The organism is Tibeticola sediminis, from assembly GCF_003843835.1.
Classification (GTDB): Bacteria; Pseudomonadota; Gammaproteobacteria; order Burkholderiales; family Burkholderiaceae_C; genus Tibeticola; species Tibeticola sediminis.
On record NZ_RKQL01000004.1, the window covers coordinates 141673 to 156167 of the forward strand.

16 protein-coding genes are annotated in these 14495 nt (G+C 68.0%); 5 read left to right on the forward strand and 11 right to left on the reverse strand.

The window, feature by feature from the left end; genetic code table 11:
- Window positions 1-35 precede the first annotated feature (35 nt).
- Window positions 36-947: a LysR family transcriptional regulator ArgP gene (locus tag EDC62_RS09260; protein WP_124222938.1), complete on the forward strand. Its 912-nt coding sequence runs from the start codon at window positions 36-38 to the stop codon at window positions 945-947.
- 61 nt (window positions 948-1008) lie between these two features.
- Entirely contained in the window at window positions 1009-1638 is a 630-nt protein-coding gene (locus EDC62_RS09265) for a TetR/AcrR family transcriptional regulator (RefSeq protein ID WP_245968825.1), read from the forward strand.
- Between the two features lie 18 nt (window positions 1639-1656).
- Here EDC62_RS09265 and EDC62_RS09270 read toward each other — a convergent pair whose 3' ends face one another.
- The 4 genes from EDC62_RS09270 to EDC62_RS09285 all read right to left on the reverse strand — a co-directional run bounded on the left by EDC62_RS09270 (window position 1657) and on the right by EDC62_RS09285 (window position 4756).
- Complete coding sequence (locus EDC62_RS09270) at window positions 1657-2079, reverse strand: universal stress protein (protein ID WP_124222940.1); 423 nt, start codon at window positions 2077-2079, stop codon at window positions 1657-1659.
- Window positions 2080-2164: 85 nt separating this feature from the next.
- Window positions 2165-2710: a fasciclin domain-containing protein gene (locus EDC62_RS09275; protein ID WP_245968826.1), complete on the reverse strand. Its 546-nt coding sequence runs from the start codon at window positions 2708-2710 to the stop codon at window positions 2165-2167.
- A gap of 131 nt (window positions 2711-2841) precedes the next feature.
- Window positions 2842-3687 (reverse strand): metallophosphoesterase, encoded by an 846-nt coding sequence (locus EDC62_RS09280; RefSeq protein ID WP_124222944.1) that lies wholly within the window; start codon window positions 3685-3687, stop codon window positions 2842-2844.
- A gap of 85 nt (window positions 3688-3772) precedes the next feature.
- Window positions 3773-4756 (reverse strand): LysR family transcriptional regulator, encoded by a 984-nt coding sequence (locus EDC62_RS09285; protein WP_124222946.1) that lies wholly within the window; start codon window positions 4754-4756, stop codon window positions 3773-3775.
- A gap of 119 nt (window positions 4757-4875) precedes the next feature.
- Here EDC62_RS09285 and EDC62_RS09290 point away from each other — a divergent pair, with 119 nt between their 5' ends.
- Window positions 4876-5316 carry a hypothetical protein gene (locus EDC62_RS09290; RefSeq protein WP_124222948.1) on the forward strand — a complete coding sequence of 147 codons (441 nt, stop codon included), beginning with the start codon at window positions 4876-4878 and terminating at the stop codon, window positions 5314-5316.
- A 28-nt stretch (window positions 5317-5344) separates the two neighbouring features.
- On the opposite strand, the gene EDC62_RS09295 is transcribed toward EDC62_RS09290, so the two are convergent.
- Complete coding sequence (locus EDC62_RS09295) at window positions 5345-6496, reverse strand: spherulation-specific family 4 protein (RefSeq protein ID WP_170159046.1); 1152 nt, start codon at window positions 6494-6496, stop codon at window positions 5345-5347.
- Between the two features lie 236 nt (window positions 6497-6732).
- Between EDC62_RS09295 and queA the strand changes: the two genes are divergently transcribed.
- On the forward strand, window positions 6733-7839 hold the full coding sequence (queA, locus tag EDC62_RS09300) for a tRNA preQ1(34) S-adenosylmethionine ribosyltransferase-isomerase QueA (RefSeq protein ID WP_211330975.1): 1107 nt from the start codon (window positions 6733-6735) through the stop codon (window positions 7837-7839).
- A complete protein-coding gene (gene tgt, locus EDC62_RS09305; RefSeq protein ID WP_124222952.1) occupies window positions 7826-8998 on the forward strand; it encodes a tRNA guanosine(34) transglycosylase Tgt in 1173 nt (390 codons plus the stop codon). The genes queA and tgt overlap by 14 nt, the downstream gene beginning before the upstream one ends.
- 42 nt (window positions 8999-9040) lie before the next feature.
- On the opposite strand, the gene EDC62_RS09310 is transcribed toward tgt, so the two are convergent.
- The 6 genes from EDC62_RS09310 to EDC62_RS09335 all read right to left on the reverse strand — a co-directional run bounded on the left by EDC62_RS09310 (window position 9041) and on the right by EDC62_RS09335 (window position 14474).
- Window positions 9041-9841: a PhaM family polyhydroxyalkanoate granule multifunctional regulatory protein gene (locus tag EDC62_RS09310; protein WP_124222954.1), complete on the reverse strand. Its 801-nt coding sequence runs from the start codon at window positions 9839-9841 to the stop codon at window positions 9041-9043.
- A gap of 232 nt (window positions 9842-10073) precedes the next feature.
- A complete protein-coding gene (locus EDC62_RS09315) occupies window positions 10074-10895 on the reverse strand; it encodes a TonB-dependent receptor domain-containing protein (protein WP_124222956.1) in 822 nt (273 codons plus the stop codon).
- A 135-nt stretch (window positions 10896-11030) separates the two neighbouring features.
- On the reverse strand, window positions 11031-12557 hold the full coding sequence (locus EDC62_RS09320; protein ID WP_124222958.1) for a TonB-dependent receptor plug domain-containing protein: 1527 nt from the start codon (window positions 12555-12557) through the stop codon (window positions 11031-11033).
- Between the two features lie 44 nt (window positions 12558-12601).
- On the reverse strand, window positions 12602-13267 hold the full coding sequence (locus EDC62_RS09325) for a Crp/Fnr family transcriptional regulator (RefSeq protein WP_124222960.1): 666 nt from the start codon (window positions 13265-13267) through the stop codon (window positions 12602-12604).
- Between the two features lie 209 nt (window positions 13268-13476).
- Window positions 13477-13905, reverse strand: a complete 429-nt coding sequence (locus EDC62_RS09330; protein ID WP_124222962.1) for a DUF2946 family protein — start codon at window positions 13903-13905, stop codon at window positions 13477-13479.
- 53 nt (window positions 13906-13958) lie between these two features.
- Window positions 13959-14474, reverse strand: coding sequence for a copper chaperone PCu(A)C (locus tag EDC62_RS09335; RefSeq protein ID WP_124222964.1), 516 nt, complete (start codon window positions 14472-14474; stop codon window positions 13959-13961).
- Window positions 14475-14495 lie beyond the last annotated feature (21 nt).

The window sequence follows — 14495 nt, forward strand, 5'->3', positions numbered from 1 at the left end:
AAGCGGTCAACTGCCGGATTTAGGATGATCGACGCATGGACACCGACGCGCTCGAATGCCTCGCCGCCATCGTGGAGGAAGGCGGCTTCGACCGCGCGGCGCAGCGCTTGCACATCACCCAATCCGCGGTGTCGCAGCGACTGCGCGCGCTCGAAGCCCAGGTGGGCACGGTACTGATCGTGCGCAGCCGGCCGCTCAAGCCGACGCCGGCGGGGCGATTGCTGCTCAAACATGCGCAGCAGATGCGACTGCTGCGCGCCGATCTGGAGCGCGACCTGCGCGAACTCGCGCCCGGCAACCGCGCCGGCGCCCGCGAGCACGAGCGCGTGGCCATCGCCATCAACGCCGACAGCATCGCGACCTGGGCGCTCGATCCCCTGGGGCCGCTCGTGCGCGAGGGCCTGGCGCTGGAGATCATCACCGACGACCAGGACTTCACCCATGAGTGGCTGCGCTCGGGCCAGGTGCTCGGGTGCGTCACGACGCTCGCGCAGCCCTTGCGCGGCTGCAAGCTCGTGCCGCTCGGGGCCATGCATTACGTGGCCGTGGCGTCGCGCGACTACGCGCGCACCCACGCCCCACAAGGGCTCACGCCGCACAACTTCAGCCGCCTGCCCTTCGTCGCCTTCAACCGCAAGGACGACATCCCGGCCGAATTCGTGCAGCAGGCCTTCGGCCTATCACGCGTGGCCGTGGGACGCAGCTTCGTGCCGAGCTCGCAAGGCCAGGTGCGCGCGGTGCGCTCGGGCTGGGGCGCGAGCGTGGTGCCGGAACTGCTGGTGCGTGAGGCGCTCGCCGCGGGGGAACTGGTGGATCTGCTGCCGGGCCGGAGCCTGCCGGTGCAGCTGTATTGGCATTGCTGGAACCTTGCCTCCGAGGTGCTGGACGCGCTCACCAAGGCCATCGTCGACGCCGCTTCCCGAGTGCTGGCCCCAGCGGGTGACTGATGGGTCGCGTTTTGGCCGGATCAAACAAGGGTTATACGCGCGGTTCTAGAATGAGGTCATCATGACCGAAACCGCTCTTGCGCCCGTGCGCACCAAACCCTCGTTCAAGGCACAGATGCTGCAGGCGCGCGAGGACGCCATCATCGCCGCCGTGAACCGGCTGTTGGCCGAAAAAGGCTTCGACGCCATGACGGTGGACGAAGTCGCCGCCGAGGTGGGCATCGCCAAGGCCAGCCTCTACAAGCACTTCCCCAGCAAGGAGGATCTGGCCTGCGCCGCGATGGTGCGTGTGATGCGCCGCGCCCAGGCTTTCTTGGCGTCTTTGCCCGCAGATGGCCGGCCGCTCGAGCAGATCAAAGCGGTGGCGCGCTGGACCATGGAACTGCAGCTCGCCGGTGAGATGCCCTCGCTGCCGAGCCAAAACTCCAGCCTGCGCGCAACGCTGATGAACAGCGCCGACTACATGAACGGCCTCATTGAGATCAGCGACCGCCTGGGCCGCTGGATCGAAGCGGCCCAGAGCGAAGGCAGCATCAACCCCGCGCTGCCGCCGCTGGCCGTGCTCTACACGCTCTATGCGCGCGCCTGCGACCCGGTGCTGGAGTTCCTCAAAGCCTCGGGCCAGTTCAGCGACGCGCAGATCATCGAACTGGTGATGAGCACCTGCTTCGAAGGGCTCGAAGCGCGCTGAGCGGTGCGCGCGACGAGCTCAGCGCACCAGCAGCACGGGCACTTTGCAGTGCGCGAGAACCTGGGTGGCCACCGACCCGAGCACCAGGCTCGCCAGCGCGCCGTGGCCGTGTGAGCCCATGACGATGAGGTCGAACTGGCCGTCTTCGGCGAACTTGGCGATGGTTTCGCCCGCCGGGCCAACCTTCCAGGTCGACTGAGCCGTCACGCCGTGGCGCTCGAGGAATTTGCGCACCGGCGCGAGCACCTTTTCCGCCTCCTCGGCGTAATAGGCGTTGACCACGTCCTTGCCGACCGCGGCCCGCGCCCGCGGCGGCAGTGGCGGCTGCACCGTCAGCACGGTGTACTGCGCACTGGCGTTGAAGATTTCGTTGTGCGTGACCAGGTAGGCCAGCATCTTCTTGGTGTAGGGGCTGCCGTCGACGGCGAGCAGGATGTTCATGGCGCCTCTCCTCGTGGGTTGGGATGGTGGCGCACAGTCTAGCGGCACATGGTCGCGCGGCAGCCCCTGCTGCGCCGGTTTTTCCTCAAGCGGACGGGAGAATCACCTTGTCGATGACGTGGATCACCCCGTTGCTGGTGAACACGTCGGTCGCGACGATGCTGGCCATGCGGCCGCGCTGGTCGGTGATCCTGAGCATGGCGTCGATGCTGAAGGTCTGGCCCTGCGCCGTGCGGATGGCGGTGTTGATCGGCACGTCGGCCTTGAGCACACGGCCCGGCACCACATGGTAAGTCAGCACCGCGGTGAGCAGCGGCTTGTTGGCCAGCAGCGCCTCCTGGGTGACGCCGAGCTCGCCCAGCAGCGCAGCAAACGCCGCATTCGTCGGCGCGAACACGGTGAACGGGCCGGGGCCTTTGAGCGTGTCGACCAGGCCCGCGGCAACCACCGCCTCGACGAGAATGCTCAGGTCGGCCTCGGATTTCGCCAGCTCGACGATGTCGGGCGGATGGTCGTCGTCGCCACCGCCGCAGGCGCTCAACGCGGCGAGCGTGACGGCGGCCGCGCTCCATTGAAGAAACCTGCGCTTGGGCAAGGCAGCATGAAACCAGGACGTGTCGGCTTGATCCATGGGACTCTCCTGAAGATCCGGGGCGACCGCAGCAAGACGCATAGACCGGAAAGATTGCGATGTGACTGCAGAGTCACTATAAGGTCTTTGCGGTATTGCTTGTGTATCCATTCGTTCGCCATGGATACTCTTCAGCTTGAATTTGCGGGTTTGAAGTCGATCAGCCGCTGCGCATCGAAGCCCTCCTGCTCGTGTTTGTGCGCATAGCCGCGCGGGTTGGCCACCACGCGGCAGCCGGCTTCGGTGTAATCGACGCGGCAATGCACATGGCCATGCAGCCACAGCCGTGCGGCGCCCAGCAACTCGTCGAGGCGATTGCAAAAACCGGCGGTTCCCGGCACCAGGCCGTAGCGCGGGTCGGCGCTGCGCAGGCTTGGGGCGAAGTGAGTGACCACAACGGTCGGCCCATCGAAGGGCTGCGCCAGTGCGCTGCGCAGCCACTGCTCACACACCAGCGCCTGGCCACGCACGGCCTCGGACAGAAACGGTGCGCCGCCACGCGTGGTGCCGGTCTTGCACAGGTAGAAGTCGGCGGCGCGAAAAGCTTTCTGGCGGGCTTGCGCGCGGGCTTGGGTCCGCGTGTGGCCGCGTGACGCGCGCTCGGGCAACAGCGCGTCGAAGTCGCTCCACAAGGTGGTGCCGATGAAGCGCACGCCGCCGATGCGCACGCTGCGGCGTTCGAGCCAGATCAGCCCCAGGCGTTCGCAGGTGGCTTGCAGGCGGGCGTGGGCGGCGTCGAAGTCCAGCCCGTCGTATTCATGGTTGCCGGGCACGAACACCACCGGCGTGGGCCAGCCGTGCTGCGGGCTAAAGCGCGCGAGCCCGAAATCGGCATCGGCCTGGAGCGGGAGCTTGGAGCCGCGCTGGTACGAGCCGATGTCGCCGGCCAGGACCAGCACGTCGGCGCCGGGAGAGGGCTGCGGCTGAAAGCCCGGGTCGGCCTCGAGGTGAAGGTCGGAGAGCAGCTGGATCTTCATCGGGGCTGGGTGGATGGCGGGCCCGCTTCAACCCAAATCCGGATCATTTTTAAAAAAGTGGGCGCTTGCCGGCAGGAAATGGCGCTCAATCGCTCTCATTTTTGAACTCTTGTACGGCCTCGGCCGCCCGCAGCACGCTGCTGCGCAGCCATTGGTGCGCCGCATCGCGGTCCCTGCGACGGGCCCAGAGCGCTTCGACATGGACCGGCGGCACCTCGAAGGGCAGAGGGCGCATCACGAGTTCATCGGCCATGCCGGTTTGGGGCACGAAATGCCGCGGCAGCACGGTGAGCAGGTCCGACTGAACCACGACCCGGCCAGCGGTGAAGAACTGGTTCACGGTCAGCACCACCCGCCGACTGCGCCCCAGCGCGGCCAGCGCCTCGTCGATGAAGCCCCAGGGTCGGCCCGAAAAGCTCACGAGCAAATGGCGCGCCGCGCAATAGCGCGACAAGGTGAGCGGCCCTTTCGCCAGCGGATGCCCGCGGCGCATGACGCAGACATAGCTGCCGGTATAGAGCCGCTGGTGCGCGTATGCCACCGCCTCGGCCGCCTGGGTGCGCGCCGTCAGGTCGGCCAGCACCGCGGGGAAATAGCCCACCGCCAGATCGACCTGACCTTCCTCGAGCCAGCGCCGCGGATCGCGGGTGGTCAAGGGCACGATGCGCAGGGTCACACCCGGCGCCTCGACCGAGGCGAGCCGCTCCAGTTCGGGCGCGAGCGTTGCAGCGGTCGCGTCGGCCATGGCCAGCACGAACTGGTCCCGCGCCGCCGCCGGGTCGAAGCGGCTCGGGGCGAGCGTCTGCTCCAGGCTCTGCAGCGCCTCGCGCACGCCGGGCCAGAGGGCGAGCGCGCGCGGCGTGGGCTCGACCCCCGCCCCGCTGCGCCGTACGAGGTCGTCCCCCAAGGCATCGCGCAGCCGCCGCAAGGCATTGCTGACCGCCGGCTGCGTCAACGCCAGGTTGCGCGCGGCGCGCGTGAGGCTGCGCTCGGCCATGACTTCGTCAAAGACCCGCAGCAGGTTCAAGTCGAAAGTGCGGAAGTTGACGGTGCTGTCGGCAGGGCTCATCACGCCATTACATCATCACGATGATGAATGTTCAACATCATCAATATAAAGTAGAAAAACACCCGTGGAAACCCTAATCTTCGCCTCCAGCCCTACCGGGCTTTTCAAGGATGAAGATCATGAGTCCCTCTCCCGACACCCCGCTGACCCTGCGCTCGACCGCTGACCTGCCCGAAAGTCGCGAACCGCTGCCCGCAAGCCGCACGACCGCTCGGGCGCTGGCGGCGCTGCTGCTCGCGGCCATCGTGTCCGCCATGCTGGTCGTCGCCGATCAGATCATCGAAACCTGGTCTGACGGCCATTTGTTGCTCGCCTGGGCGGGCCTGTGGGCACTCGGCTTTGCCGCCATCGTGCTGCTGGGCGGCACCGTGCGGCGCTTCGCGCAGCGCCTGACCGAACTGCTCGACGAATGGGCCCGCGCACGCGCGCAGCGCCGCGCCGACGCCCGCCTGTGGGCTATCGCCCAGCGCGACCCGCGCATCATGGCCGACCTGCAAGCAGCCTACGCCCGCAAAGAAACCGGCGCCGAGCCGCATCGGACGCCGTTTCCGCACTACTGAGTCACCGAGCGGAAGGCGCGCGGGGCGCTCAACAGCCTGGCAGAGGCGCGCCCCGATTGAGTGCCGCCACGGTGTCCAACAGGCTGCCCCAATAAATGGGCAACCGCGCCCAGGGGTTGCCCGTATCGGTCACGGGGTCGTACTGCAAATCCGTCACGTAGACCCAGCCCGTGTTGTTGCGGGCCGTTGCCGCCGACTGAAGGGCGCGTTGCATGGTGGCGCAGCCGACGCTGTCGTGCACCAGCATGGCCAAACCGCTGTTCGTGCGCTCATAAACCCAGGGCGCAGAGGCTCGCGGATCGAAGCCCGCGTACGTGCTGAGCGGCCCTTCGTAAACGACTAAGGTGTCTGCGACATTTGCGTAGCCCGCCTCTGGCAAGAGACCCGGGTTGCCCACCACGCGCAGTGTCGGATCGATGCTGCGGATGTACGCGGCCAGCGCTTGATAAAGCGGTAACGACGTTGAGCCGTCCGCCATCTCATCCAAGAAGAAGCCGCTGATGAGGCCTCGTCCGTACAGCTGCAAATAGCGGTCGACGTTGAGCTTGATCGCGTCGAGCGAACGATTCCCGTAACCCGTCGCGACATAGCCCAGTGCCCGCCCTCCGGCTGCGACGAAGCGCCCCAAGGCTTCGACCTCGTAGGGGTCGACCGAGGTCAATGCGCCATCGTCCGGGTTGAAGATGGCTTCCACCCGAACCTCGGGATGGCTCTTTACCCCGTCAATCAGATCATCCCAGGGCGACCCCTCCGCCAGTGGGTAGAAATACGCCGGCACCAACACCGCCATCGGTTCGGGGGGCGGTCGAAACGTCAGCGATTGGCTCGCCGCAACACTCCGAAGCCCCACACTCGCGCCGGCCGTCAGCGAAACCACGCCAGGGCTGGTGGCGGTCATGCGGGTCTGTGCCTGCCCCTTCAGGGTCGGACTGGCCGTTGGAGAAAAAACCGCTCGTGCCGCCTGCCAAGATACGGTGGTGCCATCGGGTACCGGCTGCTCGCCGAGCGACACCTGTGCGGCCAAAGACACAGGCACGCCAACGGTGTAAATCTCATCCTGCGCCGCGGGCATCACCATGGTCAGGGTCAGCGGCGGCGGGCTGTCCGAGCCGCCGCCACAAGCCATGAGACTGGCGACGAGGGCTGCGACAATCGCAAAACGTGGCGCGCTCGTGTTCATGCCGCGATTGTGCCTGAGAGGCTTAGAGGGAATTGGGCGCCCCTTCGGGCACGCCCAATTCCCTCTCAGCCTCTGAGGCATCGAAAGCGCAAGGCATCCCTACCCACCTCCACAGGGCCCCTCCCCCCGTCGGCTTATGAAACAATGCGGCCTCCCACGCCGGCTCCGCCGCGTCCATGAGGGGCGCTTTCGCGCCACTTGCTTCACCCTCACCCGGGCCTGTCCAGCCCAGTGCCATGACTGTGATTTCAGCCTCCGGCGCCTCGCCACGGCGCTACACGCTTTCTGATTTCGATTTCGCGCTGCCCGAGGCGCTGATCGCCCAGCACCCGGCGCCCGAGCGCAGCGCATCGCGGCTGCTCGACGGCACGAGGCCCACGCCGGTGGACCGGATTTTTCGCGATCTGTCGTCCTTGCTCGCACCCGGCGATTTGCTGGTGTTCAACGACACGCAGGTCGTCAAAGCGCGGCTGTTTGGCGAAAAAGCCAGCGGCGGCAAGCTCGAACTGCTGATCGAGCGGGTGCTCGGCGGCCATGAGGTGGTCGCGCACATGAAGGTCAGCAAGAAGCCGCCGCTGGGCGCTGTGCTGCACATGGCCGGCGGCATCGAGGGCGGCGGCTTTACCGCCACGCTGCTCGGGCGCTGGCCCGACGCCGAGGGCGCGCTGTTTCACCTGCGCTTCTCCGACGACCCTTGGACGCTGATGCAGCGCCACGGCCATGTGCCGCTACCACCCTACATCACCCACGCCGACAGCGCCGAGGACGAGCGCCGCTACCAAACCGTGTTCGCGCGCACGCCGGGCGCGGTCGCCGCGCCGACCGCCGCGCTGCACTTCGACGAGCCGCTGCTGGCCGCACTCGAGGCCCGCAGCGTCGCGCGCGCCGCCGTAACGCTGCATGTGGGCGCAGGGACCTTCCAGCCGGTCAAGACCGAGGACCTCGCGCAGCACCGCATGCACGCCGAGTGGTACGACGTGCCCGAAGCCACGCAGGCCGCCATCGCCGCCTGCCGCGCCCGCGGCGGCCGGGTGGTGGCGGTGGGGACGACGACGGTGCGTACGCTCGAAAGCTGGGCGGCGAGCGGCCAAGCCCGTGGCGACACCACGATTTTCATCACCCCGGGTTTTCGCTTTCGCGTGGTGGACCGGCTCATCACCAACTTCCACCTCCCAAAAAGCACGCTGATGATGCTGGTGAGCGCCTTTGCGGGCTACGAGCACATCCGGGCGCTGTACCGGCATGCGATCGCCGAGCGCTACCGTTTTTTTAGTTACGGCGACGCGATGCTGCTCGAGCGCGCGCGCCCACCCGAACCTGCTGCTGCCCATGCTGACGTTTGAACTGCTCGCCACCGACCCCGCCTCGCACGCGCGCCGCGGCCGCCTCACGCTCAACCACGGCGTGGTGGAAACGCCCATCTTCATGCCGGTGGGCACCTACGGCACGGTCAAGGGCGTGATGCCGCGCAGCCTGCACGAGATGGGCGCGCAGATCATCCTGGGCAACACCTTTCATCTGTGGATGCGCCCGGGCCTCGATGTGGTGCGCAGCTTCGGCGGGCTGCACCGCTTCGAGCAGTGGCACCGGCCCATCCTCACCGACAGCGGCGGCTTTCAGGTCTGGAGCCTCGGCGCGATGCGCAAAATCACCGAGGAAGGCGTGCATTTCGCCTCGCCCGTCAACGGCGACAAGCTCTTCATGTCGCCCGAGGTGAGCATGCAGATCCAGACGGTGCTCAACTCCGACATCGTCATGCAGCTCGACGAATGCACGCCCTACGAGACCTCGGGCCACGTCACCACCGAGGCCGAGGCGCGCGCCAGCATGGAGATGAGCCTGCGCTGGGCCGCGCGATCCAAGGCCGAATTCGAACGGCTGGAGAACCCCAACGCGCTCTTTGGCATCGTGCAAGGCGGCATGTTCGAGCACCTGCGGCAGGAATCGCTCGAAGCGCTGGTGGCCATGGACTTCCCCGGCTACGCCGTCGGCGGCGTGAGCGTGGGCGAGCCCAAAGACGAGATGCGCCGCATCATGGCGCACACCCCGCACCGCCTGCCCGCGCACAAGCCGCGCTATCTGATGGGTGTCGGCACGCCCGAGGATCTGGTCGAAGGTGTGGCCTGCGGGGTGGACATGTTCGACTGCGTCATGCCCACGCGCAACGCGCGCAACGGCACGCTGTTCACGCGCTACGGCGACCTCAAGATCCGCAACGCCCGCCACAAGACCGACCCACAGCCGATCGACCCCTCGTGCACCTGCTACGCCTGCGCGGGCGCGAGCGGCGTGCCCTGGGAGGCAGGCGGCCGCGAAGGCTTTTCGCGCGCCTATGTGCACCACCTCGACCGCTGCGGCGAGATGCTCGGCCCCATGCTGACCACGGTGCACAACCTGCACTACTACCTGAACCTGATGCGCGAAATCCGTGCGGCGCTCGACGCCGGAGGCTACACCGAATTCCGCCAGCGCTTCGCCGCCGACCGCGCCCGCGGGATCTGACTGGCGGCGGCCGGCCCCCAGCGCGCGCCGCTGTTCGCCAACTCAGCGTCGCGTGCTGGAACGGGATGCGGCTTTCGCCGGCGTCTTGCGCGGCCGCGCGGCCGTGGTGGCTTTTTTGACGGCCGCGGTGGCGGCGCGGGCCGGCGCGGTGGCGGCCTTGACGGCTTCGCGCGCCAATCCGGTCGCCATGTTCTTGGTCGTGTCGACCGCGGTCTGCCGCGCGGCGTCTTTCATGGCGTTGGCGGCGATCTGCTGGAACTGCTGGGTGAGCGCGCCCCACCACTGCATCGGGTCGATCACGCCTCCAGCGGGCGCCGTCGGCGCCGGCGTGCTTTTTTTGGCGGTGCTCGCCCGGCTGGCCGAGCGCTTGGCCGCGGCTTTCTTGCCACCCCCCGTCGCGGCTTGCGCCACATCGGACGCCAAGTTGGCGACGCCCGAGGCGACGCCGCTGGCCACACCGGCTGCGGTGCCGGCCGCGCCGGCGGCGGTCTCGGTGACCTTCTGCACGCCGCTCATCACCGTGTCGGCGGCCTTGAGCTTGAAGGCGTTGGCCACATCGCCCATGTTGAAGTTCATGCCTTGCAGCGTGGCCAGCGTCATCTTCTGCACCTCGAGCGCCTGGATCGTCGCCTTGAGCGCCGCGGCGTTCTGGTCGAGCCAGAACTGCACCGCCTTGAGCTCTTCGATGCGCTTTTCCAGCTCCTCGACGTTGATCGTCGGCGCCACCCAGTTGCCGAGGTTGGGCAACTGCGGGATGTTCTGCGTCGCGCCCTTGGCCAGGTTTTGCAGAAACTCGAAACCGGGGACGAACTTGGCGAACTCGAACGGGGTGGCTGGGTTCATGGCTGCTCCTGTGCGCGGGTGAATAGCGTGGTGCTCAGAATACCCCAGCCCGGCACTTTTGAGCAGGGGGCGCACCCGCGGCGGCCGGCGCGGCCGAAATTGGAGAAAAACGCCGGAATGCCAGCGTGATCCGGTCTGGTAGTGCTATTTTTTTGGAAGTAAATAGGGCCGACCCGGGCTGCCCTGCAACGCCCGTGCCGGCCCCTGGCCTCCCTCCGAAGGCCGTGGTGCGTCAGAACTTGTAGGTCACGCCGGCATACAGCGCGCGTCCGGGGCCGGGCACACCGGTGCCCCATTTGGGCGAGCTGGCGCCACCGGTGGTCATGGTCGTGCCCTGGCCGACGTAGGCGCCGCCTTGTGGCAGCACGTAATAACGGTCGAACAGATTCTCTACGCCGAAATCCACGCGCAGGCTCTTGTGCGTGTAGCTCGCGCGCAGGTTGACCAGTGCGTAGCCCGGCGTCTCGATCTCGTTGCGCATGGCGTTGACGTCGCGCTTACCCGCTACCGCCACCCACTCGACCGCGTTGCGCCAGGGCCCAAGCGCTTGCGTGAGCGCGAGCCGCGCATGGAGCGGCATGATTTGGTAGAGGTGGTCGCCGGTGGTGAGGTTCTTGCCCTGGGTGTAACTGGCCTTGCCGGCAAGCGACCAGGCGCCCCAATCGTTCTTGGCGAGCGCCATCTGGCCGGCCACGTCCACGCCTTGCAGCCGCGCGGTCTGATTGACATAGCGCAGCACGGTGAACTGGTTTTTCAGCAGCGTCGTCCGCGGCGCGTTGGCGGTGGCGTCCCACTGCTGCGCATCGATGTAGTCGTCGACCCGGGTGTAATACGGCGTCACGCTGAGCTGCCAGGCCTGGCGGTCGGCCGCATGCCAGTCCAAGGTGGCGCTCAGGGTGTTGGCCTTTTCGGGCTTGAGCGCGGGGTTGCCGATGTAGCCATTGCCGTCGCCGACGAAGTTGTTCATCAGCGCGGCCATCTGCCAGGTCGACCAGGGATAGACCTCGTAGAGATTGGGCGAGCGCGTCTTGTGCGCAAAGGCAACGCTGAACAAGTCCCCCGCGCGTCGCGCATCCCGGCTGCGGGCGGTCTGCGTCGTTGCAAATCCTCGCCATAGCTTCGGCTATGGCTGCGGTTTGCGCCTCGCATCCCATCCCGCGGCCGGGCGCGCGCCATCACGGGAACTTATTCAGCGTTGCCCAAAGCCGAACTCGGCGTCCAGCGCCTCGCTGTGGTTGTAGCGCGCCAGCGCGGTGAAGTCCCAGTTGTGGTCGGTGCGGCCCCGCGCGAGCGCATTGAACGCCGCCGCATCGCGCGCCTGCATCCCCATGGCGTTTGGCGCGGTGCTGTAGCCGCGCACCGGGTCGGCGTCCATCTGCACGCGCTCGGCCCGCAGGCCGAGCTGCGTCATCCATTGCGCGCTGTGCTGGCGTTCCCACTCCCCATAGATCGCGCTGCGCTCGCGCCGGCCGTTCTTGATGTTCTCAAACGTGCCGGGCCACATGCCGCCACCCGAGGGCGGCCACCAGTCGTTGAGCCGGTAGTTCACAAAGTCGAAGCCCGCGCGCAGCAGTTCACCCTCGCGCAGCGGCACCACCGCCTGCAGCGCGGCGCCGTCGGTACGGCTGGCGGTGTACATCGGCATGCCGGCCGCACAGGTCATGGACAGCGGCGCGCAGGGGCTGCCGTTGAGCGCCATCGGGCCGCCTGAGCCGGTGGGCGGCGCGCCGTTGCCATACCAATAGCGCTTGTCGGGGCCGAAATCCATGTAATGGTCGACCTTCTCGTGCCAGGCGCGCGCCGACAGCGTGCCCCAGTCGTAGCGGCCCTGATAGCGCAGCGTGAAGCGCTTCATCTGGTTGTCCAGCATGTCCATGCGCTGGTTCGGGTAGAGCTGGTAGGGCAGGTCTTGCAGATTGGCCTGCGCCTCGAACAGGTGGGCGCCGCTCTTGAACGCCAGGCCGAGCTGGTGGTTGCGCGTCTCGTAAGCGGTGGAGCCCACCTCGTCGAGCGGCAGCGTGTGGCCGATGTTGCCGGTCACGTCTGAGGTTTTGAACGCGGCGCCGGCCTTGTAGTTGTCGGCCTGGCTGGTCGCGCCGTGGTAGCTTAGCGCGAGGTTTTCGGTGGCATAGCTGGCCGCCAGATGCAGGCTCTGGCCGCCAAAGCTGCGCACCGCGGCCCCCGCCTCGCCACTGACCAGCGCGCTCTGCCCGGGCTCGGCAAACTGCGGCGCTGCACTCTCGACGATGATGCTGCCGCCTATCGAGTCCCCGCCCGCGCTCACCGGGGTGATGCCGGCGTACACCCGCACCGAGGCGACCTGCGACGGGTCGATGTACGACAGCGGCGCATTCATGTGGTTCGGGCATGACGCAATCGCATCGACGCCGTCGATGGTGATGCGCAAGCGGTCGTCGGCCAGGCCGCGGATCACCGGCAGCGCCGAAACGCCGCCCGCGCCATAGACCGACACGCCCGGCAGTTCGGCCAGCAGTTGCGCGGTGTCGGTGTAATAGCTGGGCTTGCCGACCAGGCTGTTGAGGTCCAGCCGGCCGCTGGCGCGCGGCAGCCGTGCGTCCGCGTCCCCGCTGACGTTCACGTCGCGGAGCTGCACGGTGGCCGTGCTCTGCGCCTGCGCTGCCCAGGCGGGCAAGGCCAGGGCCAGGGCGATGGCCACGCGCGTGCGTGCGCTCGGGCATCGGGTTCTTTGGTTCATTGCAAGTCTCCTGATGAGTTGAGGAAAGCGTTGGATGAGCCGCCTCAGGCGGCCTGGGCCATCCGGCCCGACGGCATGGCGGCGCTGGCGATGAGCGTCCAGGCGTTGCCCGCGGCGCGCTCACGGCGTTGCGCGGCGCGCGGCCGCGCAGGCAGCAGGCGGTTGAGTTCGCGGCAGACGGTCTCGGGCGCGGAATTGACCAGTCGCGCGATGGCCTTGAGCGTGGGCAGGTCCTTGCGCTCGATGGCGCCGCCGCGCTCGCGCGAGAGCATGTGCAGCAGGTGCTGCAGCCGCTCGAGCACCGGCCCGCTGCGCAGCTGCGACATTTCCAGCGCCTGGCGCTGTTGCTGGCGCACCGCGTCGCCCAGGGCGCGGGCGAGCCCGGCGTCGCCGCCGAGCGACTCGGGCCGCGCGCGGCCACTCAGCAGGGCGCTCACGCCAAAGGTGCAGGGCTCACCCAGCAAGGCTTCGAGGCCGACGAGGTCGCCCGGCAGCGCCAGCGCCACCACGTCCGGGCCGTCGCGCGTGGGCCGCTCGACCAGGAAGGCGCCGCTGCAGATGCGCCACAGCGTGGCGTGCTGGCCAGGTTCGAGCAGGGCGCGGCCGCGGGACACGTCGAGGTGCCATTCATCGCCCTCGGTGGGGCGCGGTGCCGGGGTGAGCGCAGCGCTGCCGCCTGGATGCAGGCTGGTGTGAGAAACGAGTTTCATGCAAGGTCTCCGAACCCGCCGGGGCGGGCAAGAACAGGGGGGATGCCGTCCGAGGACAGCGGCGCGCCAGCGCCGGCGCCGGCGCCGTGCTGCGAAAACCTGCGGGCGGTCAGCGGCGGCGCGCACTCGACAGCAGCGGCGCGGCGGCCAGGTCCGCACGGCAGCGGGCCTTCAGCCACGCGGAACGCATCCGGCGAACGCCGCGCGCCTTACGCAGGCAAGGGCGCGGGGGTTTCGGAGATCGGGGGGCCGCGTTGGTGCGGCGGGGCGGCGGCCAGCCACAGGGCTTGGGCCGGCGGGGTGAGCGCCGGCGCGACGGCGCGGCCGAGGGCGGGCAAGGGGGGATGGGCAGCGACCGGCGGCCCCAGCCGGTCGGCGGTGAAAACGCAGTAGGGGCAGGCCTCGAGCGTGGGGCGGCCCGTGCTGCCGCGCGAGGGGTCGGTCGGTGAGACCTCACCGGTGCGCAGCGACACCCACTGCATGCCCGCGGTCGAGCACACCTCCATCCACTCCGACGGTGCGTGGGCCGCGGCGCGCCACTGCAGCGTGCGCGACACCGTCGGCATGAGCGCAGCCAATGCGATGGCCAGCAGGGCGAACCATGCGGCCAGGCGGTTCAGACGGCTGCGCTCAACCATGGAAAAGGGGTGGGCTCAGGGATGGCGAGGGGTGGCAGAGCCGTGCCTCAGGTTCAATGCTTCATGCCGTGTTGGTGCTGCATGCCCATGCCAGCGCCTGCGCCCATGGGCGCACCCGCGCTGGCACCGGCTGCGGTACCCAGGGGGCGCGCCTGCGCCTTGATGTCGATAGACGCCTTCTTGCCATCTTTGCCCTCGACAACCAAGGTCACCGGCACGGTGTCACCGGCTTTGACTGGTTGCTTGAGGTTGATGAGCATGACGTGGTAGCCGCCGGGTTTGAGCTCGACCGGCTTGCCGGCAGGCAATTCCAAACCCTGGGGCAGCGCGCGCATGCGCATCACGTCGCCCTCCATCGCCATTTCATGGATTTCGACCACCCCGGCCACGGGCGAGCGGGCCTCGACCAACTTGGCGTCCTTGTCCGAGGTCAGGGTCATGAACACCCCGGTGGCCTGCTGCTGCGGCACCGTGGCACGTACCCAAGGCTCTTGCACTTTGACGTCCGCGTGCGCGGTCGTGGCCAGGGCAAGAAGGGCGAAGAAAGAGACGAGAGCATTGCGTTTCATGATGAACTCCAATGGAAGATC